The sequence below is a fragment of the Comamonas sp. MYb69 genome, assembly GCF_037479315.1.
Taxonomy (GTDB): Bacteria; Pseudomonadota; Gammaproteobacteria; order Burkholderiales; family Burkholderiaceae_C; genus Comamonas.
Genome location: NZ_JBBGZG010000003.1, coordinates 139,441 through 165,678, shown reverse-complemented (window position 1 = coordinate 165,678; position 26,238 = coordinate 139,441). Strand labels below are relative to the sequence as shown.

Genomic DNA, 26,238 nt, shown 5'->3' with positions numbered 1-26,238 from the left:
CCGACCAGCCCCGCGTGCCCAGCAAGTCCTCGCCCCATTCCGGCTTCACCCTGATCGAGGTGCTGGTCGCGCTCGCCATTGTCGCGATCGCCTTGCTCGCCGGCGGCAAGGCGATGAACGCGCTGACCCAGACCGCAGGGCGGCAAAGCGATGTGATGCTCGCGCAGATCTGCGCCGAGAACCAGCTGATCGCCGCGCGCCTGTCGCAACAGCTGCCGGGCCTGGGCACGACCAGCGTGGCCTGCGAGCAGGCCGGCCGCATGTTCGATGTGCGCGTGGGCGTGTTTGCCACGCCCAACCCGGATTTCCGCCGCATCGATGCCCATGTGTTCTCCGGCGGCGCGCCTTTGCTGCGCCTGAGCACCATCGTGGGGAGGTACTGATGCAGCGCCCCCGTTCTAGCCAGCCACGCAGCCAGGGCTTTACCTTGATCGAGCTGCTGATCGCGATCTCCATCCTGGCGGTGATGACCATCGCCAGCTGGCGCGGTATCGACGGCATGGTGCGCGCCCAGCAGCAGGCCCGCGATTACAGCGAAGAGGTGATGGTGGTGCAAGCGGCACTGTCGCAGTGGAACACCGACCTCAATGGCATTGAGCGCGTCGCAGCTACCACGCCCATCGACTGGGATGGCCGCGTGCTGCGGCTCACGCGCCGCAGCAGCGACATCAATGAACAAGGCCTGCGCGTCGTCAGTTGGGCCCAGCGCAGCCTGGGCAACCGCGCCTACTGGGTGCGCTGGCAGTCCTCCCCGGTGCGTGATCTGCAGCAGTGGCAGCAGGCCTGGGACATGGCCGCCCATGCGGTCACCAACAGCGCGCTGACCAACAACTCCGATGGCGGCCCGCAGCAAACAGTGCTGATGCCCCTCAGCGGCTGGCAGCTGCTGTATTTTCGGGGCAACAGCTGGAGCAACCCGCTGTCCAGCCAGGGCGCCAATCCCCAGACCGATGCCAACAACCCCACCACGGTGGCGCTGCCCGACGGCATCCGCCTGCGCCTGGAGCTGCCCGCGCCCGGTGCGCTCTCCGGGGTCATCACCAACGACTGGGTCAACCCCATCGTGTCGGGGAACAAATCATGAAGCGGCTGCACCTAGCCCGCCGCAGCCAGCGCGGCGCAGCGCTGCTGGCGGCCATGCTCACCGTCACCCTGGTGGCCACGATTGCCGCCGGCGCTGTCTGGCAGCAGTGGCGCAATCTGGAGGTGGAAGGCGCAGAGCGCACCCGTGTGCAGGCCGCCTGGCTGCTGCTGGGCGGACTGGATTTTTCGCGCCAGGTGCTGCGCCAGGATGCGCGCGTGGGCGGCCCCGATTCGCTGTCCGAGCCCTGGTCGGTGCCGCTGGCCGAAGCGCGCCTGTCCACCTTTTTGCAGGCCTCCAACAACCAGAGCAATGCCGACGACAGCAGCATCGACGCGGCCCAGGCCTTTTTGTCGGGCGCGATTGTCGATGCCCAGGCGCGCCTCAATATCCGCAACCTGGTGTCCAACGGCCAGATCAATACCGTAGCGCTGCGCCAGTTCCAGCGCCTGTTCGAGCGCCTGGGCCTGCCCGGTGCCGAGCTGACCGTCCTCAGCCAGCAGGCACAGGCCGCGCTGCGCACCGAAGGCAAGGCCGCCAATGCGCCGCTGCTGCCGCGCACCTACAAGGAGCTGGCCTGGTGGGGCCTGTCGCCGTCTACGCTGACCCAGCTGGAGCCCTATGTGGTGCTGCTGCCCCAGGAGAGCAAGGTCAATGTCAACACCGCCTCGGCCACCGTGATCTGGGCCGCTGTCGAGGGCATGGATTTTGCAACTGCCCAGCAAATCGCCCAGCTGCGGCTGAACAAGGCTTTTGAGAGCAGCGCCGAGCTGCAGCAGCGCTTTAGCAGCAACAGCGCGCTCACCAATGCCAACGCGCTGCTCGATGTGAAATCGGTGTATTTCGAGGTCTGGGCGCGGCTGCGCTTTGACGACCTGGTGGTGCAGGAGAAATCCCTGGTCTACCGCCAGGGGCTGAATGTAACAACCGTGGTGCGCGAGCGCGGTGCCGCGCTGGCCACCAGCCTGATGGGCGATGGCAGCGCCAACCCGGTGGCGGCGCGCTAACAGGAACATGATGACAAACGTATTGCAGTTTGGTGAAGCCGGGCCCTCTACAATGCAGCGCACAACACGCTCATGAGTACATTACTGATTTCACTGCCGCTGGCCTCGGGGCCAGATACAGGGCCCAGCTCGGCCTGGAGCTACAGCTATGCCCTGTCGCCCGATGGCGTGACCATCGGCCAGCAAGGCAGCACCACCGCTGGCCTGCTGCCCCAACCCGGCCGCGCCGGTGAGGTGGTGGCCGTGGTGCCCGCAGCCATGCTGTCCTGGCAACGGGTCAGCCTGCCCCAGGGCGTCGGCCCGGGCTCGCCCCGGCTGCGTGCCGTGCTTGAAGGCCTCTTGGAAGAGCGCCTGCTCGACGACCCGGCGCAACTGCACTTTGCCTTGCAACCCGACACCCGTGCCGCCGGCCAGGGCGAGCCGATCTGGATCGCCTGCTGCCCGCGCCAGTGGTTGCGGGACCACCTGCAGGTGCTGGAAGCCGCAGGCCGCGCGGTGGCCCGTGTGGTGCCCAGCCATGCGCCGGGCGAGCCCGCTCCCGATGGCGCGCAGATCCTGGTCACCGGCAGCCCTGAGCTGGCGCAGGCTGTGGTGTTTGGCACCGACAGCGCCGATGCGGTGCTGGTGCTGCCCGTCTCGCGCGAGAGCGCAGCGCTGCTGCCCCCGCTCGGGCCCGACAGCATCGTGCATGCCGAGCCAGCCGTGGTCAGCACTGCCGAGCACTGGCTGCAGCGCCCGGTGCAGCTCTACAGCCCGGCGCAAACCATGCGCGATGCCGCACGCAGCGACTGGGACCTGGCCCAGCTCGAATTTGCCAACAGCGGGCGCAACCGCCTGCAGCGGCGCCTGGGCAGTGGCCTCAATGATGTGCTGCATGCCCCCGCCTGGCGCCCGGCGCGCTGGGCCGTGCTGGCCCTGGTCGTGCTTACGCTCGTGGGTGCCAATATCTGGGCCTGGCAAGAACGCCAACAACTGCAGGCCAAGGCCGCGCTGGTGCGCAGCAGCTTGACGCAGGCCTTCCCCAAGGTGCAGGTGGTTGTCGATGCGCCCGTGCAGATGGCGCGTGAAGTCGCCAACCTGCGCCAGGCCTCGGGCGGCTTGTCGCCATCGGACGCCGAACCGCTGCTGGCCGCCGCCGGCCAGGCGCTGTCCAGCCTGCCCGCCGGCACGGTGCCCAGCACGGTCGAATACAGTGGCGGCGAGCTGCGCCTGCGCGGCCTGCCCACCGATGGCTTTGATGCCTTCAGCCAGAAACTGCAAGCCCAGGGCCTGCAGGCCCAGATGCAAAACGACCAGTGGGTCATCCGCGCGCAGGCCCAGCCATGAAGAAAAATTCCTCCCGACCGTCGGCCTCTGCAGTAGCCAGCTCTTCGGCAGCCCAACTGCTGCGCCAACGCTGGCGCGCACTGGATGCGCGTGAGCGCCGGGGCGTCAGCCTGGCCGCTGGCCTGGTGCTGATTGCGCTCTTGTGGTGGCTGGCGATTGCGCCGGTGCTGCAGACCTGGCGCAGCGCGCCCGCCGCGCATGCCCAGCTCGACCAGCAGCTCGCCCGCATGCAGGCCTTGCAGGCCGAAGCGCGCCAGCTGCAATCGGCCACCACGGTCACCACCACGCAGGCGCGCCAGCAGCTTGAAGCCTCGCTCACGCAGCAGCTGGGCACCAGCGCCAAACTGGCCGTGCTGGGCGAGCGCGTGACCGTCACCTTGAGCCGCGCCTCGGCCGCCTCCACCCAGCGCTGGCTGGGCCAGGTGCGCGCCAATGCGCATGCGATTGCCACCGAGCTGCGCCTGACCCGCGACGAGCCAGCCAAGGGCGCAGGCCCGGCTGCCGCGCCCACTTGGTCGGGCAATATCGTCTTGCAGTTGCCGGCCCAGTAGGCGGCACACAAAGATGGCCCGGCAGCGCTTGAACCCCTCTTCGCCCCACGGTAGCGCCCGTGCGCCCTGGCGCTGGGCCGCCGTGGGCGCCTGCACGGGCGGCCTGGCTGCCTTGCTGCTGTTTGCGCCAGCACACTGGCTGGCGCAAGGCCTGGCCTGGGCCAGCCAGGGCCAGCTGCAGCTGCGCGAGCCGCGTGGCACGGTCTGGAACGGCTCGGCCCAGTGGGTATTTACCGGCGGCCAGGCCAGCCGCGACCAGATGGCCTTGCCCGGCCGGGTGGACTGGGCACTGCGCCCCAGCCTGCGTGGCCTCAACATGCGCTGGAATGCCAGCTGCTGCATGGCCACGCCGATGCCCATCCGCATCCAGCCCCATTGGGGCGGCGCCAAGGTGCAGCTGGGCGCCCATGAAAGCCGCTGGCCGGCATCGCTGCTGGTGGGCCTGGGCACGCCCTGGAACACCATCCAGCCCCAGGGCCAGCTGCTGCTCAAGACCCGTGAGCTGTCGCTGGCACTCAACGCCGGGCGTCTGCAGGTCGAGGGCGGCGCCGATCTTGATGTGATGGCGGTGACCTCGCGCCTGTCCACGATACAGCCGCTGGGCAGCTACCGCCTGCAACTGCAAGGCGGTGACAGCACCAGCTTGCAGCTGTCTACCTTGGACGGCGCGCTCCAGCTCAAAGGCCAGGGCCAATGGGTGGGCCAGCGCCTGCGTTTTCAGGGAGAAGCCTGGGCTGCCGAAGGGCGCGAGGCGGCTCTTGCGAATCTATTGACTATGATTGGGCAGCGCAGCGGAAGCCGCGTGCTGCTCTCGGTTGGCTGAACATATGATGCAATACCACTCTCCCATTTATCGATTTGCGCTGCACTCCATCGCAGCGAGCGTCCTTCTAATGGGCGGCAACGGCGCGGCGCTGGCGCAGACAGCCATCAACACCGGCACGGCCAGCATTCGCCCCGGTGAGCCGGTGACGCTGAACTTCGCCAACGCCGACATCGAGTCGATTGCGCGCACCATGGCCACCATCACCGGCAAGAGCGTGGTGGTCGATCCGCGCATCAAGGGCACGATGAACCTCGTGACCGACCGGCCCGTCTCGCCCCAGGCCGCGTTCGAGCAGTTCCTGGCAGCGCTGCGCCTGCAGAACTACACCGTGGTCGAGGCCGCAGGCCTGTACAAGGTGGTGCCCGAGGCCGATGCCAAGCTGCAAGGCGGCACGGTGCGCATCACCCAGGGCGGCGCGGGCGGCCAGGTGCCCGGTGGCGGCCAGATCGTCACCCAGATCTTCAAGCTCAACTTCGAGAGCGCCAACAACCTGGTGCCGGTGCTGCGTCCGCTGATCAGCCCCAACAACACCATCAATGTGAACCCGGGCAACAACTCCCTGGTCATCACCGACTACGCCGACAACCTGCAACGCCTCTCGCGCATCATCGCGTCGATGGATGTGGCCAACGCCAGCGATGTCGAAGTGGTGCAGCTCGAACACGCGGTCGCCACCGACATCGTGCCCATGCTGCAGCGCCTGCTGGAAGGCGGCCAGACCGTGTCTGCCAGTGGCAGCGCCACTGCCGGTGCAGCCCCCGGCGCCGCGCAGACCGACAATGCCTACCGCACCTCGGTGCTGGCCGACCCGCGCACCAACAGCATCTTGCTGCGCGCGGCCAACCCGGCACGCCTGTCGCAGGCCAAGATGCTGATCGGCAAGCTCGACAGCCCCAGCCGTGGCGGCAATGCCTCGGGCAACATCCATGTGGTCTACCTGCGCAATGCCGATGCTACCGCGCTGGCCACCACCCTGCGCGCGGCCCTCGCCGGCCAGGACGGCAACAGCGCCAGCCCCGCCACCAACCTGTCGAGCAGCGGCAGCAGCGGGGGCCTGAGCAGTAATACGCGCAGCGGTGCCACATCGCTGGGCGGCAGCACCAGCGGCACGCTGGGCAACAGTGCCAGCAGCAGCAGTGCGGGCGGCCTGGGCTCGGGCGCGCGCCTGGGCACCGGCACCTCGCTGGGCACTTCGGGGGAGAGCGGCAGCGCCACCGGCGGCATCATCCAGGCCGACACGGCCACCAACTCGCTGATCATCACCGCGCCCGAGCCGCTGTACCGCCAGATCCGCTCGGTCATCGACCAGCTCGACAGCCGCCGCGCCCAGGTGCTGGTCGAGAGCCTGATCGTCGAAGTCAGCGCCGAGAAGGCCGCGCAGTTTGGCGTGCAGTGGCAAAGCCTGCTGGGCCAGGGCAACAATGTTGTCGGCGTCATCGGCAACAACTTCACCGTGGGCGGTGCCAACCTGTTCAACCTGGCCGCCGGCATTGCCAACAACACCTACAGCACCCTGCCCAGCGCCGGCATGAACGCCGGCATCGCCTTCAAGCACAACGGCGAATATGTGCTGGGCGCGCTGGCCAACCTGCTGCAGTCCAACGCCGACGGCAATGTGCTGGCCACCCCCAACCTGCTGACCCTGGACAACCAGGAAGCGCAGATCCTGGTCGGCCAGAATGTGCCCTTTGTCACCGGCTCCTACGCCAACAGCACCGGCAGCAGCACCGTCAACCCCTTCACCACGGTGGAGCGCAAGGACGTGGGCCTGACCTTGCGCGTGCGCCCGCAGATCAATGCCAATGGCACCGTCAAGCTGACGATCTACCAGGAGACGTCTGACGTGCTCGCCGGCACGACCACCAATGCCAACGGCCCCACCACCAACAAGCGCTCGATCGAATCGACCGTGCTGGTGGACGATGGCTCGGTCATCGTCATTGGCGGCCTGCTGCAGGACCAGTACTCCGGTTCGGTGCAGAAGGTGCCTTACCTGGGCGATATCCCCGGCATTGGCGCGCTGTTCCGCAGCGACACCCGCTCGCGCAAGAAGACCAACCTGATGGTCTTCCTGCGCCCCGTGGTGATGCGCGATGCCGCCGCCACCCAGCAGGTGAGCATGGACCGCTACGAGCTGATGCGCGGCGCGCAGATCGCCGCCCAGCCCGAGCAAAGCACCCGCGTGCCGATCAATGAGTCGTCGATCATCACGCCGCTGGCCCAGCAGACCTCCGGCCTGCCGCTGGGCGCGTCCGAGACGCCGGTGATCGAATCGCGCCCCCTGACCGTGACGCCGCAAGGCATGCGCTTCGAGCCCTGATAGCGCCCACAGAGACCCGAAGCCATGCGCCACCCCCTGCCCTATGCCTTTGCGCGCAGCAGCCAGCTGCTGCTCGAAGAAGATGCCGGCCAGCACCTGCTGTGGCACGGCGCCCAGCCCCAGGGCTCGGCGCTGTCCGAGGTGCTGCGCAAGTACCCCGTGCAGCACCTGGCCCAGCTGGGCGATGCCGAGCTGGCCCAGCGCATCAGTGCCGCCTACTCGCACAGCGAATCGAATGCCGCCACCGTGATCAGCGAGGTGGAAGAAGGCACCGACCTCTCGCGCATGATGCAGGACATCCCCGCCGTCGAGGACTTGCTCGAGTCGGCCGGCGACGCGCCCATCATCCGCATGCTCAACGCCCTGCTCACCCAGGCGGCGCGCGACGGTGCCTCGGACATCCACATCGAGCCCTATGAGCGCCATTCCAGCGTGCGCTTTCGCATCGATGGCTCGCTGCGCGAAGTGGTGCAACCCCACCGCGCCTTGCATGCGGCGCTGATCTCGCGCCTCAAGATTATGGCCGATCTGGACATCTCGGAAAAACGCCTGCCCCAGGACGGCCGCATCAGCCTGCGCCTGGGCACCCGCGCCATCGATGTGCGCGTCTCCACCCTGCCCAGCGCCCATGGCGAGCGCGCCGTGCTGCGTCTGCTCGACAAGAGCGAATCCAAGCTCAGCCTGGGCTCGGTCGGCATGCAGGGCGAGACCCTGCGGCGCTTTGAAAAACTGGTGGCCCAGCCGCACGGCATCGTGCTGGTGACCGGCCCCACCGGTTCGGGCAAGACCACCACCTTGTATGCGGCGCTGAGCGGGCTCGATGCCAGCCAGGGCAACATCATGACGGTGGAAGACCCGATCGAATATGAGCTCTCAGGCATCGGCCAGACCCAGGTCAACCCCAAGATCGACCTGACCTTTGCCAAGGCCTTGCGCGCCATCCTGCGCCAGGACCCGGACATCATCATGATTGGTGAAATCCGCGACTTCGAGACCGCGCAGATCGCGATCCAGGCCTCGCTCACCGGTCACCTGGTGCTGGCCACCTTGCACACCAACGATGCGACCAGCGCCATCACGCGCCTGACCGACATGGGCGTCGAGCCCTTTCTGCTGTCCTCGTCGCTGCTGGGCGTGCTGGCCCAGCGCCTGGTGCGCCGCATCGACGACAGCGACCCCAGCGGCTACCGGGGCCGTACCGGCATCTTCGAGCTGCTGGTGGTGGACGAGGCCATCCGCGCCCAGATCCACGCCCAGGCGCCGGAGACCGAGATCCGCAACCAGGCGATGGCCGCCGGCATGCACCTGATGCGCGAGGACGGCGAGCGCCTGGTGCGCGAAGGCATCACCAGTGCAGAAGAAGTTGTGCGCGTCACGCGTGATTGACCACAATTCTCTAAGAACGTGTTTACGATCTCCTCGCGCCGCGACAGCGGTTTTGCGGGATGGGATGCTAGGCGCAACACCGCAGCAATAGCCGCGCTATTGCGAGGATTTGCAACGACGCAGACCGCCCGCAAAACCCCTGTCCCTACGGGTTGGAGTGAAATCGGGCGATTTCTGCGCGCTGACCCTTGTTTGCACCCCGGTGCAAGCTGCGGACCAGTCCTTCGAACTCATCCCGATTGCACTCCAACGCGGCTGCGTAGAGATCGTAAACACGTTCTATTACCCCGTAGGCGCCGCCCGCGCCAACGGGTATTGGCGATTTGACACAATCGCCCCATGTTGGAATCGCTCAATACCCTCGTAGCGCCCTATGGCGGCATGTTGTTTCTCTGGCTCACCGTGCTGGCCATCGTCAGCCTGGCAGCGCTGCGCCATTTCCAGCCGCGCATGTCCACCGCGCAGCTGCGCCGGCTGATGCGCATCGCCGGCCTGATGGCGCTGGTGATCTCCTGGTTTGCGATGCAGCAAGGCGAGCGCTACCTGGCGACCGCGCTGCTGGTGCTGCTCTGGGGGATTCTGGTGGGGATCAGCTGCGCGCGGGCGATTCGGCAGCGTTGAATTCAAGCGCCTTGCGCACGGCGGCGGTCTGCCAAAAACCAGGCTCTGACCTCCGCATTTGACCCATAACCACAGTCAGCAAAGGATATTTGCCTAGGCAAGAATGTCCGCATGACTGAGACAAAAACACCCCCCGCGCTTTCGATGTTGGACCTGGTGGCTGTGCGCGAAGGCGGCACCGTTGCCCAGGCTTTGCAACTGGCCGTGCGCACGGCGCAGCATGTCGAGTCGCTCGGCTTTACGCGCTACTGGATGGCCGAACACCACAATATGCCGGGCATTGCCAGCTCGTCCACGGCCGTGCTGATCGGCCATGTGGCGGGCGCCACCCAGCACATCCGTGTGGGCTCGGGCGGCATCATGCTGCCCAACCATGCCCCCTTGGTGGTGGCCGAGGCCTTTGGCACCTTGGCCGAGCTCTACCCGGGCCGTATCGACCTGGGCCTGGGCCGCGCGCCCGGCACCGATGGCATGACGATGCGGGCCCTGCGCCGTGACCGGGTCGAGACCGAAGAAGACTTTCCCCGCGATGTGCTGGAGCTGCAGCGCCTGCTGGGCCCCGCCCAACCCGGGCAAAAGCTGGTGGCCACGCCGGGCGCTGGCACCAATGTGCCGCTGTGGCTGCTGGGCTCGAGCCTGTTCTCGGCCCAGCTGGCCGCGCACCTGGGCCTGCCCTATGCCTTTGCCTCGCACTTTGCGCCGCGCATGCTGCAGCAGGCGGTGCAGCTGTACCGCGATCTGTTCAAGCCCTCGGCCACGCTGGACAAGCCCTATGTGATCGTCGGCGCGCCAGTGATTGCAGCGCCTACCGACAGCGAGGCCGAGTTCCTCGCCAGCAGCACCTACCAGCGCGTGCTGGGCATTGTGACGGGCAAGCGCGGCCTGCTGCCGCCACCGGTCGAAGGCTTTATGGAGGGCCTGAACATGGCCGAGCGCCAGGCGATCGAAGGCTTTTTGGCGGTGGCCTCCATCGGCGGCCCCGAGCGTGTGCAGCAGCGCCTCAAGGTGCTGGCCCAGCACACCGGCGCCGACGAGCTGATGCTGGTCTGCGATATCTATGATGGCGATCTGCGTCTGCGCTCGCTCGATATTGCGGCGCAAGCCCTGCGGGCCGGCTACGCAGCCTAAACACGGCCTTTACTCCGCGATCGGCGCCCTTTTTTCAGCAAAAGCGACGCCGATCCCGTCCCACCCAGGCTATGCTTGCGCCATGTCTGTCTCCTATAGAACCACCCTGCCAGCGGCGCTGACGGCCTGCAGCTTGCTGGCTGGCTGCATGCAGCAGCCCCCCGACGATCCCCCAGCTCCCACGCCCCAGGCCCAGGAGGCCGCGCCGGCCGTGGCCCCGCCTACCGCAGCCGCGCAGCCCCAGCCCAGCGCCCGCAGCGAAGACCCGGCCTTGGCCGCGCATATGCAAACGCCCGAGTTCCGCCGCGAATACCGTACCAAGCAGGAGCAATTGCAGACCGAGGCCGAGGTGCAGGAAAGCGCTCCCTGGCTGGGCAGCACCGGCTTGTCGGACGCGCAGGAGCGCTCCGTGCCCCGCTATGTGCGCATGGAGCTGGGCCAGTCGCTCGCCAGCGCCGACCCGGTGCGTGCCGAGGATCTGCAGTACGTCGGCCAGTTTGCCGAGTTGGATGGCATCGTCTACTACTGGCGCATTCCCGACAAGGCCCATGCCCATGGCGATACCCATGCCGGCCCGGCCTATGTCTATATCCGCAAGGATGCGGCGGGCGTGTTCTACACCGACTGGGGCAACCGCACGCCACCGGGCTGACTCGCGGCGGCCGTGCGCGGCGTTATCGCACTGCTGTACATCCCCTGGCCAGGAATAACGTCTATTCCACCTGTGCCTGCCGCCTGCTTTCATAATGGCCAGCGGAGACCTACCGCATGAGCCACACCCCACCACCAGCGCTGGCCGATCCCCGGCGCGATCCCCAGCAGTTTCTTCTGGACCTGTACCAGCGCGCGGTGCAGCGCGCGCAACCGCTGCACAGCATGGCGCAGTACCTGCCCCCGCCGCCCAAAGGCCGCACCGTGGTGCTGGGCGCCGGCAAGGCAGGCGGCTCGATGGCGCAGGCGCTCGAAGCCCTCTGGCCGCAGGACGCGCCGCTGTCGGGCCTGGTCGTCACCCGCTATGGGCATATTCCGCCCCGGCCCGCTGGACTGGCCCAGCGCCTGGAGGTGGTCGAAGCCGCCCACCCCGTGCCCGATGCCGCCGGCCTGGCGGCCGCCGAACGCATGCTGGCGCTGACCCAGGGCCTGACCGCCGATGACCTGGTGCTCTGCCTGATCTCGGGCGGCGGCTCGGCCCTGCTGACCCTGCCAGCCGACGGCATGGACCTGCAGGACAAGCAGCGCATCAACCAGGCGCTGCTGGAGAGCGGTGCCGCCATTGGCGAGATGAACTGCGTGCGCAAGCACCTCTCGCGCATCAAGGGCGGGCGCCTGGCCGCTGCCTGCTACCCCGCCAAGGTGGTGACCTTGACCATCAGCGATGTGCCCGGCGACGACCCCTCGGTCATCGCCAGCGGCCCCACGGTGCCCGATGCCTCGACCTGCGCCGAGGCACTGGCGATTCTGAACCGCTACCAGATCGCGCTGCCCGAGCGCCTGCGCGCTGCGCTGGAGGATGGCTCGCTGGAAACCCCCAAGCCCGGCGATCCGCGCTTTGCCGGCCATGAAGTGCACCTGATCGCCACGCCCCAGCAATCGCTGGATGCGGCAGCCGATGCCACCGTCGCCGCCGGGATCACCGCCCATGTGCTGTCCGACGAGATCGAGGGCGAATCGCGCGAGATTGGCAAAATGCATGCGGCGCTGGCACGTGCCGTGGCCCGCCATGGCAGCCCCTTTGCCAAGCCCTGCGTCATCCTCTCCGGGGGCGAGACCACCGTCACCATTCGCCCGCGCCAGCCCGGTGCTGCCAAGGGGCGTGGCGGGCGCGCTGGCGAGTTCTGCATGGGCCTGGCGCTGGCGCTGCAAGGCCAGGGCGGTGTCTGGGCGTTGGCGGCCGATACCGATGGCATCGATGGCGTCGAAGACAATGCCGGCGCGCGCCTGGCACCCGACAGCTTGCAGCGCGCCGCTGCACTGCAGCTGCGCCTGAGCGACCATCTGGACCGCAACGATGCCTATGGCTTTTTCGAGGCGCTGGGCGACCTGGTGGTGACCGGCCCCACGCACACCAATGTCAACGATTTCCGCGCCATTTTGATCCTGTGATGCGGGCTGCCAGGCTTGCCAGACCCTCTGCGCCTAGCCGCCCTGGGGCAGGTTCTCCCACCAGGCCGCATCAAAGCTGCCCTGCAAGAACGCGATAAAGGACTGCACCTTTTGCGGCACCAGGCGCGGCGAGGGGTAGACGGCGTGGATCTCCTGCTCGGGCAGGCGGCAGGTCTTGAGTACCTCGACCACGCGGCCCGCCTTCAGCGACTCATGCGCCACATAGCGCGGCAGTGCGGCCACGCCCATGTGCGAGCGCGCAGCGGCCAGCAAGGCCGAGAGATTGTTGGAGCGCAGCCGCCCCGTGACCGGCACGGAGACGGACTCGCCACTGGCATTGCGCAGGCGCCAGACATCGTTGCCCTGCACGCTGCTGTAGATCAACGCCGAGTGCTCTTTCAGGTCTGAAGGCCGGCGCGGCGTGCCGTGCTTGCGCAAGTAGGCGGGCGAGGCCACCAGCACCCAGGGATTGACGCCCAGCATGCGCGCACCCAGTGATGAATCGGCCAGCTTGCCCAGGCGCAGCGCCACATCGATGCCCTGGGCCACCAGGTCGGTGTAGCGGTCTTCAAAGCTCAGGTCCACCTGCACCTGCGGGTTGTGCTGCATGAACTCCATCGCCAGCGGAATCAGCACGCGCCGCCCAAACGCGACCGAGCTGCCAATGCGCAGCTGGCCCTGCACCTGCGTTTGCCGCACCTGCACCACATTGTCGGCATCGGCCACATCGCTCACGATGCGCTTGCATTTTTCGTAGTACAGCGCGCCCGCTTCGGTCAGGCTCACGCCACGCGTATTGCGGTTGAGCAGGCGCACCTTGAGCCGCGCCTCCATCGCTGCCACCTGCTTGGTCACCGTGGGCTGGGTCGAGGAAAACTCCTGCGCCACCTTGGTGAAGCTGCCCGTTTCCACCACGCGCACAAACATGTGCATGGCATCGAGTCGGTCCATGGTTGTGTCTCCTGGGATTGCTGCGGCATCGCATGCCGCACGTCACATGGTGGGCGCTTCTTGGAACAGGTTCGCAGCGCCTCTGCGCCCGATGATGCGGCATGCTGCGCCGTGCCGTCCATTCCTGGGTGGAATAAATTTTATGGTCCGCCTGCGCCTTCCGGCAAACGCCCGGCTTCCCTACAGTCGATCCCAACTGTAAAGGAGACCCCATGGCCAAAATGAAAGCGATCGAAGCCGCAGTCCGCGTGCTGGAAAAAGAAGGTGTGAGCGTCGCATTCGGCGTTCCCGGTGCTGCCATCAACCCGCTGTACGCGGCGATGAAGGCGCATGGCGGCATCGGCCATATCCTGGCCCGCCATGTCGAAGGCGCCAGCCACATGGCCGAGGGTTATACCCGCGCCGTGGCGGGCAATATCGGGCTCTGCATCGGCACCAGCGGGCCGGCCGGCACCGACATGATCACCGGCCTGTACTCGGCCAGCGCCGATTCGATCCCGATTCTTTGCATCACCGGCCAGGCGCCGCGCGCCCGGCTGCACAAGGAGGACTTCCAGGCCGTGGACATTGCCTCCATCGCCAAGACCGTGACCAAGTGGGCCGCCACCGTGCTCGAACCCGCCCAGGTGCCCGGCGCCTTCCAGCAGGCCTTCCATCTGATGCGCTCGGGCCGCCCCGGCCCGGTGCTGATTGACCTGCCCATCGATGTGCAGCTGGCCGAGATCGAGTTCGACATCGACACCTATGAGCCCCTGCCGGTCTACAAGCCTGCCGCCACGCGCAAGCAGGCCGAAAAAGCCATAGCCATGCTCAATGCCGCCGAGCGGCCCTTGATCGTCAGCGGCGGCGGCGTCATCAACGCCGATGCGGCGGACTTGCTGGTGGAGCTGGCCGAGACCCTTGATCTGCCGGTGATTCCCACCTTGATGGGCTGGGGCAGCATCCCCGATGACCACCCCTTGATGGCCGGCATGTGCGGCCTGCAGACCAGCCACCGCTATGGCAACGCCAGCATGCTGGCCTCGGATTTTGTGCTGGGCATCGGCAACCGCTGGGCCAACCGCCATACCGGCTCGGTCGATGTCTACACCCGGGGCCGCCAATTCATCCATGTCGATATCGAGCCCACGCAGATCGGCCGCGTGTTTGCGCCCGATTTCGGCATCATCTCGGATGCCAAGGCCGCGCTGCAGCAGTTCGTCGCTGTCGCCAAGGACTGGAAGGCCGCCGGCAAGCTGCGCGACCGCAGCGCCTGGGTGGCCGACTGCCAGGGCCGCAAGAACAGCATCGACTACCTGCGCAAGACCCACTTCGACAACGTGCCGATGAAGCCCCAGCGCGTCTACCAGTGCATGAACCAGAGCCTGGACCGCGACACCACCTATGTCTCCACCATCGGCCTGTCGCAGATTGCCGGGGCGCAGTTTCTGCATGTCTACAAGCCGCGCAACTGGATCAACTGCGGCCAGGCCGGCCCCTTGGGCTGGACCACGCCGGCCGCGCTGGGCGTGCGCGTGGCCGATCCGCAGCGCAAGATCGTCGCGTTGTCGGGCGACTATGACTTCCAGTTCATGATCGAGGAGCTGGCCGTGGGCGCGCAGTTCAAGCTGCCCTATATCCATGTGCTGGTCAACAACAGCTACCTGGGTCTCATCCGCCAGGCGCAGCGCAGCTTCAGCATCGACTACTGCGTGCAGCTGGCCTTTGACAACATCAACATGGAGGCCGACGAGGCCGCACGCGGCTATGGCGTGGACCATGTGAAGGTTGTCGAAGGCCTGGGCTGCAAGGCCATCCGCGTACACCGCCCCGAAGACTTTGCCCCCGCGATGCAGCAGGCCGAGGCCTGGATGGCCGAGCACCGCACGCCGGTCGTCATCGAATGCATCTTGGAGCGCGTGACCAATATCGCGATGGGCACCGAGATCGACAACGTCATCGAGTTCGAAGACCTGGCCAGCGGCAAGGCCGATGCGCCCAGCGCCCTCGCGCTGCTGGATTGATGCCCCCCTCGTTTTTTCACCGGAGTTTTGCCATGCCCCGTTTTGCTGCCAACCTCAGCATGCTGTTTACCGAAGTGCCGTTTCTCGACCGCTTTGAGCGCGCCGCCCAGGCCGGTTTTGAGGCCGTGGAGTTTCTGTTTCCCTATGCCTATACGGTTGAAGAGATCCAGCAGCGGCTCGATGCCACTGGCCTGCAGATTGTGTTGCACAACCTGCCTGCGGGCGACTGGGAAGCGGGCGAGCGCGGCATTGCCTGCGATCCCCGGCGGGTGGACGAGTTCCGCGCCGGCGTCGCCCAGGCCGTCACCTATGCGCATGCACTGGGCGTGCCCCAGCTCAACTGCCTGGCCGGCAAAGCGCCCGCCGATGTGGATGCTGCCACCCTGCGCCGCACGCTGGTGGACAACCTGCGCTTTGCCGCAGCGGCGCTGAAGTTGGCCAAGCTGCGCCTGCTGGTTGAGCCCATCAATACCTTTGATATTCCCGGCTTCTACCTGAACCGCACCGACCAGGCGCTGGCCATTCTGGATGAGGTGGGCGCCGCCAATGCCTTCGTGCAGTATGACATCTACCATGCCCAGCGCACGGAAGGCGAGCTGGCCACCACCTTGGACAAGCACCTGGCGCGCATCGGCCATGTGCAGCTGGCCGACAACCCGGGCCGCCACGAGCCGGGCACGGGCGAGATCCACTACCCCTTCCTGTTCGCGCACCTGGACCGCATCGGCTACAGCGGCTGGGTGGGCTGCGAATACAAGCCCGCGCAGGGCACCGAGGCGGGCCTGCACTGGCTGCAGACCGTGGCGGGCCAAAAGCGCGCGACGGCTACCGCTTGATCGCAGCCCGAGACCCACACCCTTTTCCATAAAAACCAAGGAGATTTCTGCATGCATGCAACGCCACTCAAACTGGGCTTTATCGGCCTGGGCATCATGGGCGCGCCCATGTGCAGCCACCTGATTGCCGCCGGCCACCAGCTGTTCATCAACACGCGCGGCAAGGTGCCGGCCCCCATCGCAGAGAGCAGCGCCACCCAATGCACATCGGTGCGCGGCGTGGCCGAGCGGGCCGATATCGTCTTTGTGATGGTGCCCGACACGCCCGACGTCGAGCAGGTGCTGTTTGCCCCCGATGGCCTGGCCGCCGGCCTCAAGGGCAGCAGCGGCAAGATCGTGGTCGATATGTCGTCGATCTCGCCGGTGGCGACCAAGGACTTTGCCAAACGCATCAGCGCGCTGGGCGCGCAGTACCTGGATGCGCCGGTATCGGGCGGCGAAGTGGGTGCCAAGAATGCGACGCTGTCCATCATGGTGGGCGGGCCTGAGGCGGTCTTTGAGCGGGTCAAGCCGCTGTTCGAGACGCTGGGCAAGAACATCACCCTGGTAGGAGGCAATGGCGACGGCCAGACCGCCAAGGTGGCCAACCAGATCATCGTCGCCTTGAATATCGAGGCGGTGGCCGAGGCACTGCTGTTTGCATCGCGCGCCGGTGCCGACCCAGCGCGGGTGCGCCAGGCGCTGCTGGGCGGCTTTGCCTCGTCCAAGATTCTCGAAGTGCATGCCGAGCGCATGATCAATCGCACGTTTGATCCCGGTTTTCGCATCGCGCTGCACCAAAAGGACCTGAACCTGGCGCTGGCCAGCGCACGCCAGCTGGGCGTGGCGCTGCCCAACACCGCCCAGGCGCAGCAGCTGTTCAACAGCTGCGTGGCCCATGGTGGCGCGGGCTGGGACCACTCCGGCCTGGTGCGCGCGCTGGAGATCCAGGCCAATTTCGAGATCGGACAAAAAGCGCCGGGCTGAGCCGGTTGCAGGGCGGGCAGACCGGCTATGCTTGCGCGATGTCCCGCCCTGCCCGCCTGCTCCGCCTGCTCGATCTGCTGCGCCGCGCCCGCCAGCCCCAAACCGGCCCGGCGCTGGCCCAGACCCTGGAGGTGAGCCTGCGCACCGTCTACCGCGATATCGCCAGCCTGCGCGAGCAAGGCGCGGCCATCGAGGGCGATCCGGGCATTGGCTTTGAGATGCGGCCTGGCTTTTTGCTGCCGCCCTTGATGTTCAATGCCGATGAGCTCGAAGCCTTGCTGCTGGGCGCGCGCTGGGCCAGCCTGCAGGCCGACCCGCAGCTGGCCAATGCCGCCAGCGCCGCGATGGACCGCATCCGCAGCGCCTTGCCGCTGGAGCTGCGCATCGCAGTCGATACCAGCGGCCTGATGGTCCCCAATATGCAACCCAGTCCCCCGCCCGAGCACTGGCAGTCCGGACTGCGCCGCGCGATCCGTGCCGAGCACAAGGTGGTGCTGCACTATGAGGACCAGCACGGCCGCCTGACCGAGCGCCTGGTCTGGCCCTTTGCGATGGCCTATTTCGACCGCAGCCGGGTGGTCTCTGCCTGGTGCGAGCTGCGCCAGGGCTTTCGCCACTTTCGCGCCGACCGGGTGCATGCCATGCAGGAGCTGCAGGAGCGCTACCCGCAAAGCCGGCACAGCCTCATCCAGCAGTGGTTGGCAGAGACCGGCTATACGCTGGACGGCTGGGCCTAACGCGCTCGCCCGCCCGTCATCTAGTTCAGCTGCTGACAGTTTCTGTCAGCCTCCCTGCCTAACCTACGGGCATGGCGATTTTGCCAGTCACCCGAAGGACCAAGACATGACCCCCCACAACGCCCCGCTGCGCTTTTTCTACCACCCCCAGTCCCGCGCCCGCATGGTGCGCTGGATGCTCGAAGAGTGCGATGCCGTCTACGAACCGGTGCGGCTGGAGTTTGGCGGCACGATGAAGTCGCCCGACTACCTGGCGCTCAACCCCATGGGCAAGGTACCGGCACTGCAGCATGGCAACACGGTGGTGAGCGAGACCGGCGCGATCCTGGCCTACCTGGCCGATCTTTACCCCGAGAAAAAGCTGGCACCGGCGCTGGGCAGCCCCGAGCGCGGAAGCTACTACCGCTGGCTGTTCCTGGTGGCTGGCCCGGTCGAGGCGGTGTCCACCGCCAAGGCCGAAGGCTGGCTGAAGAACCAGACCGAGCGCCAGGCACTGTCGGCCGGCTATGGCCGTTTTGACGATGTGCTGCGCAGCCTGCAGCTGGCGGTGAGCGGCAAGCGCTATGCCTGCGGCGACCACTTCACCGCCGCCGACCTGTACCTGGCCAGCTATATCGGCTGGAGCATGCACGAAGGCACCCTGCCGAGCCTGCCCGAATTCCAGGACTACGCGCTGCCGCTGCTGCAGCGCCCCGCTGCCCAGCGCGCCGATGCGCTCGACGGCCCCGTCGAGATGCCCGCCGCAGCCGCTGCCTGATCGGGCCGCTGCCATCTGCATGCCATGGGGATCAGGCACAATAGCCCGGGGTGGCCATGGAGCCACCTTGTTTTATCCACCTGCCCCATGCCCGCTTTTTCGTACGAAGTTCTAGACGCCCAGGGCCAGACCCGCAAGGGCATGATCGAAGCCGACAGCGCCAAGGCCGCGCGCAGCCTGCTGCGTGCCCAGGCCATGGTGCCCTTGGCGGTCGAGCCGCTGGGCGATGTCGACGACAACGGCGCCAGCACCGTGCGCAGCCGGCGCGCGGTCTTCAATGCCACGAGCCTGGCGGTCTGGACGCGCCAGCTCGCCGGCCTCATCAGCTCGGGACTGCCGCTCGAGCGCGCGCTGACCGCGCTGATGGAAGAGATCGACAGCGAGCCCCAGCGCCAGCTGGTCGCCAGCCTGCGCGCCGAAGTCAATGGCGGCTCCACCTTTGCCAAGTCGCTGGCCCTCTACCCCCGTGATTTTTCGCAGATCTACCGCGCCGTGATCGACGCGGGCGAGCACAGCGGCCACCTCGACCAGGTGCTCTCGCGGCTGGCCGATGATTTGGAAGAGCGCGACCAGCTCAAGAACAGCCTCATTGGTGCCTCGCTCTACCCGGCCATCGTCACCTGCTTTGCCTTTGTCGTGGTGATGGTGCTGATGAGCTATGTGGTGCCCCAGGTGGCCGAGGTGTTCTCGGGTACCAAGCATGCGCTGCCGCTGCTCACCCGCATCATGCTGGGCTTTAGCGACCTGATCCGCCACTGGTGGTGGCTGGGCGCGGGCTTGGCCATTGTCGGCACCGTGCTGCTGCGCCTGTCGCTGCGCCAGCCCGCCTTTCGCCAGCGCTTTGATGCCGGCTGGCTGCAGCTGCCGGTCGTCGGCAAGCTCTCGCGCAACTACAATGCCGCCCGTTTTGCCTCGACCCTGGCCATGCTCAGCAATGCCGGCGTGCCCATCTTGAAGGCGCTGCAGGCCGCTGCGCAGACCGTCTCCAACCAAGCGATGCGCCAGGACGCCATCGATGCGCTGGACCAGGTGCGCGAGGGCGCGCCGCTCGCCTCGGCCTTGGCGCAGAAAAAGCGCTTCCCCGCGCTGCTGTCGATGTTTGCCCGCCTGGGCGAGCAGACCGGCGAGCTGCCGCAAATGCTGCAGCGCGTGGCCAACCAGCTGGCCGGTGATGTGAAGCGCCGCGCGATGCGCCTGGCCACCATCCTGGAGCCGCTGCTGATCGTCGGCATGGGCATCATTGTCGGCATCATCGTGATGGCGGTGTTGATGCCCATCATCCAGCTCAACCAGTTTGTGCGCTAAACAACCAGTCTGACCCCGCTTGGCCCGGTCAGGCTAGCGGGGCCCAATTTCACTCCGCGTGGATCTTGTTGGCCTTGACCACATCGCCCCAGAGCTTGTACTGCGCGCGCGTCATCGCATCGAGCTGCTCAGGCGTGCCGCCGCCAGGCTGGTCACCGCGCTCCTGAAAGCTGCGGATGACGGCTGGCTCCTTCAGCACCGTGTTGATGGCGGCATTGAGCTTTTGCACCACCTCCGGGCGGGTTCCGGGCGGGCCATACATGCCGATAAAGGAGATGATCTCGAAATCCTTCAGGCCCACCTCGGCGGGGGTCGGCACATCGGGCAACGAGGCCACGCGGCTGCTGCTGGTGACCAGGATGGGGCGCACCTTGCCGGACTTGATATAGGGATCAAACACCGAGGTCGCATCAAACATGGCCTCGATGCGGCCGGCCATCAGGTCGATCACGGCAGGGCCACTGCCCTTGTAGGGCACATGGTTCATCGCCGGGCTGCCCAGGCGCTCGCGCATCAGCTCGGTGGTCACATGCACCAGCGAGCCGGCACCGGGCGTGCCATAGTCCACGCCCTTGCCAGCCTTGGCGCGCTCCTTGACGAGGGCGGCAAACTGCGCAAAGTCCTTGACCGGTGACGAGGTGGGCACCACCAGCACCAGTGGCGACTGCAGCAAGATGCCCACGGGCACAAACTTGGTTGGGTCCACAATGCCCAGGGTCGGGAAGACGTGCGGGGTCACCGTCATCGAGCCATTGCCCACCAGCATGCGGTAGCCATCGGGGGCCGAACGCATGATGTCGGCCGAGCCCAGGTTGCCGTTGACGCCAGCCTTGTTCTCGATGACCACGCCCTGGCCCAGATTGGCCGCCAGGCTGTTGCTGAGCACGCGGGCGGCAAAATCGGTCTGACCCCCTGGCGGAAAGCCCACCATCAGGGTGACCGGCTTGGTCGGGTAGGCGGTTTGCGCCAGCGCCGGGGCGCCGACCAGGCTGGTTCCCAGCGCCAGGCCCAGGGCCAGGCCTTGGGTCAGTTGGCGGCGCAGCATCGCGTGCTGTGTTGTCTTGGTCTTCATTGTTATGTCTCCTTGGTGTGAAATCAGAGGGCAGCAGGCGCTGCGCTGTCTTGCTGCTCGGGCGAGAACTTGTCCACCGCTTCCCACAGGCCGTTGATGTAGACGGCGCCCAGTGCCCGGTCGTAGAGGCCATAGCCGGGCTTGCCGGTTTCGCCCCAGATCATGCGGCCGTGGTCCGGGCGCACATAGCCTGCAAAGCCCACATCGTGGTAGGCCTTGACGATGGCCGCGATATCGAGCGAGCCACAGGTCGAGAGGTGGGCGGTTTCTTCAAAGTCGCCCTCGGGCGATACCTTGACATTGCGGATATGCGCAAAGTGGATGCGGCCGCGCCCGCCAAACTCGCGCACCAGCGCCTCGACATTGTTCTGCGGGCCGGCGCCCAGCGAGCCCGAGCACAGGGTCAGGCCATTGGCGGGGCTGTCGATCAGATCGACGATGCGGGCGAGGTCATCGCGGTTCTTCACGATGCGCGGCAGGCCAAAGATCGGGCGCGGTGGGTCATCGGGGTGGATGGCCATCTTGATGCCGCATTCCTCGGCCACCGGGATGACCGCCTGCAGAAAATAGGCCAGGTTCTGCCAGAGCTGCTCGGCATCGACCTGGCGGTAGGCCTGCAGCAGGCCTTGCAGCTCATCGCTGCGGTAGCTGCTGTCCCAGCCGGGCAGCGAGATGCCTTTTTCCGCATCGATGCTGTCGGCCTGGCGGCTGTCAAAGGCCAGGCAGGTGGAGCCATCGGGCAGCTGCTTGGCCAGCTCGGTGCGGGTCCAGTCAAACACCGGCATGAAGTTGTAGCAAACCACCTGCACCCCGGCGGCAGCCAGATGGCGCAGGGTTTGCTGGTAGTTGGCGATCAGCTGGTCGCGGCTGTCGCGGCCCAGCTTGATGTCTTCGTGCACCGGCACCGATTCCACCAGCTCAAAAGCCAGGCCCGCGTCTTCAATCTGCTGCTTGAGCGCCTCGACCTTGGCCAGCGGCCAGACGGCACCGACCGGCTCGTCGTAGATCGCCGAGACGATATGCGTGACCCCGGGGATCTGGCGGATATAGGCCAGGGACACCGGGTCCGCGCTGCCAAACCAACGAAACGACATCTTCATGGAAAACCTTTTGCTGCAATCAAAAATCTGGTTAGACCAATTCTACAAACTGGCTAGACCATTTAGATTGATGGTTTACCACTATGTCCGGTATTTGCCGCGTTTGGCCCAGACGGCGGCTTACACTGCTGCTGGCCTTCCGGTTTTGGCGGAGCGGCCCATGAACGGAATACGCGCAAGATGCCCAACAAGCTGGTCCCTCCGGTTGACGACGACAGCCGCACCACCGGTGTCAGGTCCTACCAGGACCTCGCCAGAAAAATCCTGGAAGAAACTGCCACAGACAGCGCGGCGGCCGACCAGCGCCTGCCGTCGGAGCGCACGCTGGCCGACATGTTTGGCGTCAGCCGCACTGCCGTGCGCGAGGCCATCATTGCGCTGGAGGTGCAGGGCCTCGTCGAGGTGCGCCTGGGCTCGGGCATCTACCTGCAGCCAACGGGTGCCAATGGCCCCAGCCGCCTACCCGCCTTTGATGTGCCCACCGGCCCCGGCCCGCTCGAGACCCTGCGCGCGCGCGTGCTGGTCGAGGCCGAGATAGCTGCCGCCGCTGCCAGCGAGCGCCGCGATGCCGACCTGGACCGCATGCTCGACGCCCTGGCCACCATGCGCCTGCAGTTGGCCGACAAGGACGCCTATGACGCCGCCGACCGGCGTTTTCACCTTGCCATCGCCGAGGCCACCGGCAACCGCGTGCTGCAGCACATGGTGGAGGCCATGTGGGACAACGCCCGCCAGGACCCGCGCTGGGACAAGATCGAGCAGCATTTCCACTCCGAGCAGCTGCGCGAGGCCAGCCTCAAGGACCACCAGGCCATCTTTGCGGCGATCGCCGAGCGCCAGCCCGCGCAGGCGCGCCAGGCGATGCAGCAGCATTTGGGGCGCGTGATCTCGCAGTTCTCCCAGGCTTGGTATTAAGTCAAGAACAGCGCAGCCACTGCGCTATATTGGCCCTCAGTTCAGCAACAAGGACGGCCATGGCTGCCACTCTCGAAAACAAGCTGGTGGTCGCGATCTCGTCGCGGGCGCTGTTCAACTTTGAAGAAGAAAACCGGGTTTTCGAGCAGGACAAGGACCAGGCCTATGCTCAGCTGCAGCTGCAGCGGCTCGATATCCCCGCGCCACCCGGCGTGGCGTTCTCCTTGGTGCGCAAGCTGCTGGCCTTCAACAGTGGCACGGTGCAGAAGGTGGAGGTGGTGCTGCTCTCGCGCAATGACCCGGTCAGCGGCATGCGGGTGTTCCGCAGCTGCAAGGCCCATGGGCTTAACTCCATCCAGCGCGGGGTGTTCACCCAGGGGCGCGACCCTTTTCGCTACCTCAAGCCGCTGGGCGCGCATTTGTTCCTGTCGGCCAATGCCACCGATGTGCAGCAGGCGCTGCAGCTGGGCTTTCCGGCCGCGCGTGTGCTGACCGAATCGGCCCAGGCGCAGGACAGCCACCCCGATGAAGTGCGCATTGCCTTTGACGGCGATGCGGTGCTGTTCTCCGATGAGGCCGAGCGCGTCTTCCAGGCCCAGGGGCTAGATGCGTTCCAGCGCCATGAGATCGAGCATGCCACCCGGCCGCTGCCCGATGGCCCCTTCAAGCCGCTGCTGGCGGCGCTCCACCGGCTGCAGCAAGACACGCAAAGCCAGATGCGCATCCGCACCGCCCTGGTCACCGCCCGCAGCGCCCCCGCGCATGAGCGCGCCATCCGCACCCTGATGGACTGGAACATCGGCGTCGATGAAACCATGTTCTTGGGCGGCCTGGCCAAGGGCGAATTTCTGCGCGAGTTCGAGCCCGACTTCTTCTTTGACGACCAGACCGGCCATGTGACCAGCGCAGCGGCCCATGTGCCGGCCGGGCATGTGAGCAGCGGCATCTCCAACCTCTGATCGCCTCCGCCCAAGCAAAACACAAACGCAAAAAAGCCGCTGGCTCCTGGTGGAGACAGCGGCTTTGGCGCTCAGGCCTGGGTTATCAGCTGCTTAGAACTGCTTGATAAAGCCCAGCGAGACCGCACGGCCCTGCAGCGGCGCCGCGTTCTTGATGAACGAGGTGTGCACATAGGCCAGCTTGTTGGTCAGGTTGTCCAGCTTCAGGTAGACCTGCCATGGCGTGCCATCGCTGGAGGTCTGGTGATAGCTCACGCGCCAGTTCAGCATGCCGTAGCCAGGGGTCTCGGTTTCATAGTCCGCGACCTTGTTCTGGCGCTTGACCAGCTGCCACTGCGCTTCGCTCCTCCAGTTGGCCCATTTCCCGGCCACGCGCAAGCCTACGCGGGCGGGAGCCAGGCGCGGGATCTTGCTGCCGTCTTCGAGCTTGGCATGCACCAGGTCACCGGTGGCGCCCACCGTCCAGTTCGCATTGATGCGGTGCTGGATCTGACCCTCCAGACCGGTGAAGGTGGCGGTCTGCTGCGCATACTGCAGCAGCTGCAGGCCGTCGTGCTCATCGACGGTGCGGCCATAGATGTAGTTGTTCACCCGGTTGCGGTAGACATTGACCGAGTAGGTCGTGTCGCCCGCAGTGCGCGCAATGCCGATGTCGATATTGCCCGAGCGCTCCTTGCGCAGGTCGGGGTTGCCCAGCTCATAGGTCGAGGTGGCCATGTGCAGGCCGCGTGCATACAGCTCTTCGGCCGTGGGCAGGCGGCTGGCCGAGGTGACATGGGCACTCAGGCGGTAACCCGGCATAAAGCGCCAGCTGCCGCCCAGCGACAGCGAATTGCCCTTGTGCTTGCGCACCAGGCCGTCGTCGTTGGCATAGACGCTTTGCCAGTCGTGGCGCAGTGCGGCTTCCACACCAAAATCGCCAAAGCGGCGCTCTTCGAGCAGATAGACGCCCTGGCTTTGCGTGCGGGTCGGCTGCACATAGGCTTCCTCACCGGTGGCGCTGAATCGGCGCTGCGCGGCCTCAAAGCCGACCAGACCGGTCCAGCCGGCAATCGGCTCATGCAGCACATCGACACGCATGTCATGCGCGCGGTTCTTGAAGCTGGTGGAGATCTCGCCGCCTTCGATCTCGTCGTGGTGGTAGCGCGTCACGCCGCCGCGCACACGGATGGCCGACACACCGGCAAACGGCTGGCGCCACTCGGAGCGCAGGTCATAGCGCTCGCTGTGCATGTCCACCACCGGCACGCCTTCTTCCTCATGGTCGTGGTCATGGTCGTCATCCCCATGGTCATGGCCATCATGGCCGCCGCAGTGCAGGTGCAGGCCGTGGGTGTGGCAGCCTTCAAAGCTGTGGTTGTGGCCGGGCAGGCCGTAGCGCGCCTGGGTACGGGTGTAGGCCAGGCCCACATAGCCGCTGTCGCCGATCCAGGACAGCCCGATGCTGCCGCCGGCATTGCGCGCGCGGCTGCCGTCCACCTTGTTGCCCAGGCCCCAGCCGCTGCCCACGCGATAGTCATCGGCATTGCGGGCCATGCCCTCCATATGCAGGGCAAAGGGGCCCGAACCCGCGGTCAGCGACAGGGCCGTCGCCGCATCGTTGGCGCCCGTGCCGGCACGCACTTCGACCTGGCCTTCGTAGCCCTTCTCAGGCACCTTGGTGGGGATCTTGTTGTCCAGCACATTGACCACGCCGCCAATCGCGCCGGCGCCATAGATCAGCGCCGAGGGGCCGCGCAGCACCTCGATCTGGGTGGCCAGCATGGGCTCGCTCACCACGGCATGGTCGGGGCTGATGGTCGAGGCATCCTGGATCACCGCGCCATCGTTCAGTACCTTGACCCGCGCACCATCCATGCCGCGAATCACCGGGCGGCTCGCACCCGCACCAAAGTGCGTGGCCTGGATGCCGGGCTCATTGGCCAGCGTCTCGCCCAGGCTGGCACCGCGCTTTTGCACCAGCTCATCGCCTTGCAGCACGGTCACCGGCGTGGTCATGTCGTCGACCGTGCGGTTGGTGCCGCTGGCCGACACCGTCACCTCAGGCAAGGTGGTGGTCGCAGTGGTCGCGGTGGCCGTTGCCGGCGTGCTGCCCTCGGCGTTCTGCGCCAGCGCGGCGCTGCTCAGCAGCAGGCCGATCACCGCTGCTGCAACCGGGCGCAGATCCCGCGCCTGCGGTTTGAAAATTGCTGTGCGCGCCACCAGCGGCTGCGCCTGTTGTGCATGGAAACCCATGGTCTACCCCTCGAAAAGCACATGCATCCAGCGCATGTGCGCGCGCAGCCCAG

The 26,238-nt window shown here is 66.6% G+C and carries 24 protein-coding genes; 20 read left to right on the top strand and 4 right to left on the bottom strand.

The window, feature by feature from the left end:
• Positions 1-14 precede the first annotated feature (14 nt).
• The 12 genes from gspI to WH303_RS04960 all read left to right on the top strand — a co-directional run bounded on the left by gspI (position 15) and on the right by WH303_RS04960 (position 12,349).
• A complete protein-coding gene (gspI, locus tag WH303_RS05015; protein ID WP_021025731.1) occupies positions 15-383 on the top strand; it encodes a type II secretion system minor pseudopilin GspI in 369 nt (122 codons plus the stop codon).
• The gene (locus tag WH303_RS05010; protein ID WP_021025730.1) at positions 383-1,084 is read left to right on the top strand and encodes a PulJ/GspJ family protein; all 702 of its coding nucleotides are present in this window, start codon (positions 383-385) and stop codon (positions 1,082-1,084) included. Before gspI ends, WH303_RS05010 begins: the two co-directional genes overlap by 1 nt.
• Complete coding sequence (gene gspK, locus WH303_RS05005; protein ID WP_339517263.1) at positions 1,081-2,088, top strand: type II secretion system minor pseudopilin GspK; 1,008 nt, start codon at positions 1,081-1,083, stop codon at positions 2,086-2,088. Before WH303_RS05010 ends, gspK begins: the two co-directional genes overlap by 4 nt.
• Before the next feature lie 72 nt (positions 2,089-2,160).
• Positions 2,161-3,414, top strand: coding sequence for a type II secretion system protein GspL (gene gspL, locus WH303_RS05000; RefSeq protein WP_339517262.1), 1,254 nt, complete (start codon positions 2,161-2,163; stop codon positions 3,412-3,414).
• Positions 3,411-3,965, top strand: coding sequence for a type II secretion system protein GspM (gene gspM, locus WH303_RS04995; protein WP_339517261.1), 555 nt, complete (start codon positions 3,411-3,413; stop codon positions 3,963-3,965). The genes gspL and gspM overlap by 4 nt, the downstream gene beginning before the upstream one ends.
• A gap of 13 nt (positions 3,966-3,978) precedes the next feature.
• Positions 3,979-4,788 carry a type II secretion system protein N gene (gene gspN, locus WH303_RS04990; RefSeq protein WP_445228254.1) on the top strand — a complete coding sequence of 270 codons (810 nt, stop codon included), beginning with the start codon at positions 3,979-3,981 and terminating at the stop codon, positions 4,786-4,788.
• A gap of 7 nt (positions 4,789-4,795) precedes the next feature.
• Positions 4,796-7,111: a type II secretion system secretin GspD gene (gspD, locus tag WH303_RS04985; RefSeq protein ID WP_243419228.1), complete on the top strand. Its 2,316-nt coding sequence runs from the start codon at positions 4,796-4,798 to the stop codon at positions 7,109-7,111.
• Positions 7,112-7,135: 24 nt separating this feature from the next.
• Positions 7,136-8,497, top strand: a complete 1,362-nt coding sequence (locus tag WH303_RS04980) for a GspE/PulE family protein (RefSeq protein WP_021025525.1) — start codon at positions 7,136-7,138, stop codon at positions 8,495-8,497.
• Between the two features lie 339 nt (positions 8,498-8,836).
• Entirely contained in the window at positions 8,837-9,118 is a 282-nt protein-coding gene (locus WH303_RS04975) for a hypothetical protein (protein ID WP_339517259.1), read from the top strand.
• A 111-nt stretch (positions 9,119-9,229) separates the two neighbouring features.
• Positions 9,230-10,246: an LLM class flavin-dependent oxidoreductase gene (locus WH303_RS04970; protein WP_339517258.1), complete on the top strand. Its 1,017-nt coding sequence runs from the start codon at positions 9,230-9,232 to the stop codon at positions 10,244-10,246.
• 82 nt (positions 10,247-10,328) lie between these two features.
• Complete coding sequence (locus tag WH303_RS04965) at positions 10,329-10,898, top strand: hypothetical protein (protein ID WP_339517257.1); 570 nt, start codon at positions 10,329-10,331, stop codon at positions 10,896-10,898.
• Between the two features lie 116 nt (positions 10,899-11,014).
• Positions 11,015-12,349, top strand: coding sequence for a glycerate kinase type-2 family protein (locus WH303_RS04960; RefSeq protein ID WP_339517256.1), 1,335 nt, complete (start codon positions 11,015-11,017; stop codon positions 12,347-12,349).
• A 33-nt stretch (positions 12,350-12,382) separates the two neighbouring features.
• Here WH303_RS04960 and WH303_RS04955 read toward each other — a convergent pair whose 3' ends face one another.
• Complete coding sequence (locus WH303_RS04955; RefSeq protein WP_339517255.1) at positions 12,383-13,300, bottom strand: LysR family transcriptional regulator; 918 nt, start codon at positions 13,298-13,300, stop codon at positions 12,383-12,385.
• A 212-nt stretch (positions 13,301-13,512) separates the two neighbouring features.
• Between WH303_RS04955 and gcl the strand changes: the two genes are divergently transcribed.
• The 6 genes from gcl (at position 13,513) to gspF (ending at position 19,904) form a co-directional block, all read left to right on the top strand.
• Positions 13,513-15,303, top strand: a complete 1,791-nt coding sequence (gene gcl, locus WH303_RS04950; protein ID WP_339517254.1) for a glyoxylate carboligase — start codon at positions 13,513-13,515, stop codon at positions 15,301-15,303.
• 32 nt (positions 15,304-15,335) lie between these two features.
• A complete protein-coding gene (gene hyi, locus WH303_RS04945; RefSeq protein ID WP_339517253.1) occupies positions 15,336-16,139 on the top strand; it encodes a hydroxypyruvate isomerase in 804 nt (267 codons plus the stop codon).
• 51 nt (positions 16,140-16,190) lie between these two features.
• Positions 16,191-17,105, top strand: coding sequence for a 2-hydroxy-3-oxopropionate reductase (glxR, locus tag WH303_RS04940; RefSeq protein ID WP_339517252.1), 915 nt, complete (start codon positions 16,191-16,193; stop codon positions 17,103-17,105).
• A 38-nt stretch (positions 17,106-17,143) separates the two neighbouring features.
• Positions 17,144-17,842 (top strand): helix-turn-helix transcriptional regulator, encoded by a 699-nt coding sequence (locus WH303_RS04935; RefSeq protein ID WP_339517251.1) that lies wholly within the window; start codon positions 17,144-17,146, stop codon positions 17,840-17,842.
• A 106-nt stretch (positions 17,843-17,948) separates the two neighbouring features.
• Positions 17,949-18,599 (top strand): glutathione S-transferase family protein, encoded by a 651-nt coding sequence (locus tag WH303_RS04930; protein WP_339517250.1) that lies wholly within the window; start codon positions 17,949-17,951, stop codon positions 18,597-18,599.
• Between the two features lie 87 nt (positions 18,600-18,686).
• Entirely contained in the window at positions 18,687-19,904 is a 1,218-nt protein-coding gene (gspF, locus tag WH303_RS04925) for a type II secretion system inner membrane protein GspF (protein WP_339517249.1), read from the top strand.
• Positions 19,905-19,953: 49 nt separating this feature from the next.
• On the opposite strand, the gene WH303_RS04920 is transcribed toward gspF, so the two are convergent.
• Together WH303_RS04920 and uxuA are read right to left on the bottom strand one after the other, a co-directional pair.
• Complete coding sequence (locus tag WH303_RS04920) at positions 19,954-20,976, bottom strand: Bug family tripartite tricarboxylate transporter substrate binding protein (protein ID WP_339517248.1); 1,023 nt, start codon at positions 20,974-20,976, stop codon at positions 19,954-19,956.
• A 23-nt stretch (positions 20,977-20,999) separates the two neighbouring features.
• Positions 21,000-22,076 carry a mannonate dehydratase gene (uxuA, locus tag WH303_RS04915; protein WP_339517247.1) on the bottom strand — a complete coding sequence of 359 codons (1,077 nt, stop codon included), beginning with the start codon at positions 22,074-22,076 and terminating at the stop codon, positions 21,000-21,002.
• A 180-nt stretch (positions 22,077-22,256) separates the two neighbouring features.
• On the opposite strand from uxuA, the gene WH303_RS04910 reads away from it, so the two are divergent.
• Both WH303_RS04910 and WH303_RS04905 read left to right on the top strand, forming a co-directional pair.
• The gene (locus tag WH303_RS04910) at positions 22,257-22,991 is read left to right on the top strand and encodes a FadR/GntR family transcriptional regulator (RefSeq protein WP_339517246.1); all 735 of its coding nucleotides are present in this window, start codon (positions 22,257-22,259) and stop codon (positions 22,989-22,991) included.
• Positions 22,992-23,050: 59 nt separating this feature from the next.
• The gene (locus WH303_RS04905) at positions 23,051-23,950 is read left to right on the top strand and encodes a 5'-nucleotidase (protein WP_339517245.1); all 900 of its coding nucleotides are present in this window, start codon (positions 23,051-23,053) and stop codon (positions 23,948-23,950) included.
• A gap of 93 nt (positions 23,951-24,043) precedes the next feature.
• Here the strand turns inward: WH303_RS04905 and WH303_RS04900 are convergent, their stop codons facing one another.
• Positions 24,044-26,185: a TonB-dependent receptor domain-containing protein gene (locus WH303_RS04900; RefSeq protein WP_339517244.1), complete on the bottom strand. Its 2,142-nt coding sequence runs from the start codon at positions 26,183-26,185 to the stop codon at positions 24,044-24,046.
• Positions 26,186-26,238 lie beyond the last annotated feature (53 nt).

Coding starts and splice junctions, on each gene's coding strand:
- WH303_RS05010 (WP_021025730.1), top strand. CDS start 383: ATGCAGCGCCCCCGTTCTAGCCAGCCACGCAGCCAGGGCTTTACCTTG.
- gspK (WP_339517263.1), top strand. CDS start 1,081: ATGAAGCGGCTGCACCTAGCCCGCCGCAGCCAGCGCGGCGCAGCGCTG.
- gspL (WP_339517262.1), top strand. CDS start 2,161: ATGAGTACATTACTGATTTCACTGCCGCTGGCCTCGGGGCCAGATACA.
- gspM (WP_339517261.1), top strand. CDS start 3,411: ATGAAGAAAAATTCCTCCCGACCGTCGGCCTCTGCAGTAGCCAGCTCT.
- gspN (WP_445228254.1), top strand. CDS start 3,979: ATGGCCCGGCAGCGCTTGAACCCCTCTTCGCCCCACGGTAGCGCCCGT.
- gspD (WP_243419228.1), top strand. CDS start 4,796: ATGCAATACCACTCTCCCATTTATCGATTTGCGCTGCACTCCATCGCA.
- WH303_RS04980 (WP_021025525.1), top strand. CDS start 7,136: ATGCGCCACCCCCTGCCCTATGCCTTTGCGCGCAGCAGCCAGCTGCTG.
- WH303_RS04975 (WP_339517259.1), top strand. CDS start 8,837: ATGTTGGAATCGCTCAATACCCTCGTAGCGCCCTATGGCGGCATGTTG.
- WH303_RS04970 (WP_339517258.1), top strand. CDS start 9,230: ATGACTGAGACAAAAACACCCCCCGCGCTTTCGATGTTGGACCTGGTG.
- WH303_RS04965 (WP_339517257.1), top strand. CDS start 10,329: ATGTCTGTCTCCTATAGAACCACCCTGCCAGCGGCGCTGACGGCCTGC.
- WH303_RS04960 (WP_339517256.1), top strand. CDS start 11,015: ATGAGCCACACCCCACCACCAGCGCTGGCCGATCCCCGGCGCGATCCC.
- WH303_RS04955 (WP_339517255.1), bottom strand. CDS start 13,300: ATGGACCGACTCGATGCCATGCACATGTTTGTGCGCGTGGTGGAAACG.
- gcl (WP_339517254.1), top strand. CDS start 13,513: ATGGCCAAAATGAAAGCGATCGAAGCCGCAGTCCGCGTGCTGGAAAAA.
- hyi (WP_339517253.1), top strand. CDS start 15,336: ATGCCCCGTTTTGCTGCCAACCTCAGCATGCTGTTTACCGAAGTGCCG.
- glxR (WP_339517252.1), top strand. CDS start 16,191: ATGCATGCAACGCCACTCAAACTGGGCTTTATCGGCCTGGGCATCATG.
- WH303_RS04935 (WP_339517251.1), top strand. CDS start 17,144: ATGTCCCGCCCTGCCCGCCTGCTCCGCCTGCTCGATCTGCTGCGCCGC.
- WH303_RS04930 (WP_339517250.1), top strand. CDS start 17,949: ATGACCCCCCACAACGCCCCGCTGCGCTTTTTCTACCACCCCCAGTCC.
- gspF (WP_339517249.1), top strand. CDS start 18,687: ATGCCCGCTTTTTCGTACGAAGTTCTAGACGCCCAGGGCCAGACCCGC.
- WH303_RS04920 (WP_339517248.1), bottom strand. CDS start 20,976: ATGAAGACCAAGACAACACAGCACGCGATGCTGCGCCGCCAACTGACC.
- uxuA (WP_339517247.1), bottom strand. CDS start 22,076: ATGAAGATGTCGTTTCGTTGGTTTGGCAGCGCGGACCCGGTGTCCCTG.
- WH303_RS04910 (WP_339517246.1), top strand. CDS start 22,257: ATGCCCAACAAGCTGGTCCCTCCGGTTGACGACGACAGCCGCACCACC.
- WH303_RS04905 (WP_339517245.1), top strand. CDS start 23,051: ATGGCTGCCACTCTCGAAAACAAGCTGGTGGTCGCGATCTCGTCGCGG.
- WH303_RS04900 (WP_339517244.1), bottom strand. CDS start 26,185: ATGGGTTTCCATGCACAACAGGCGCAGCCGCTGGTGGCGCGCACAGCA.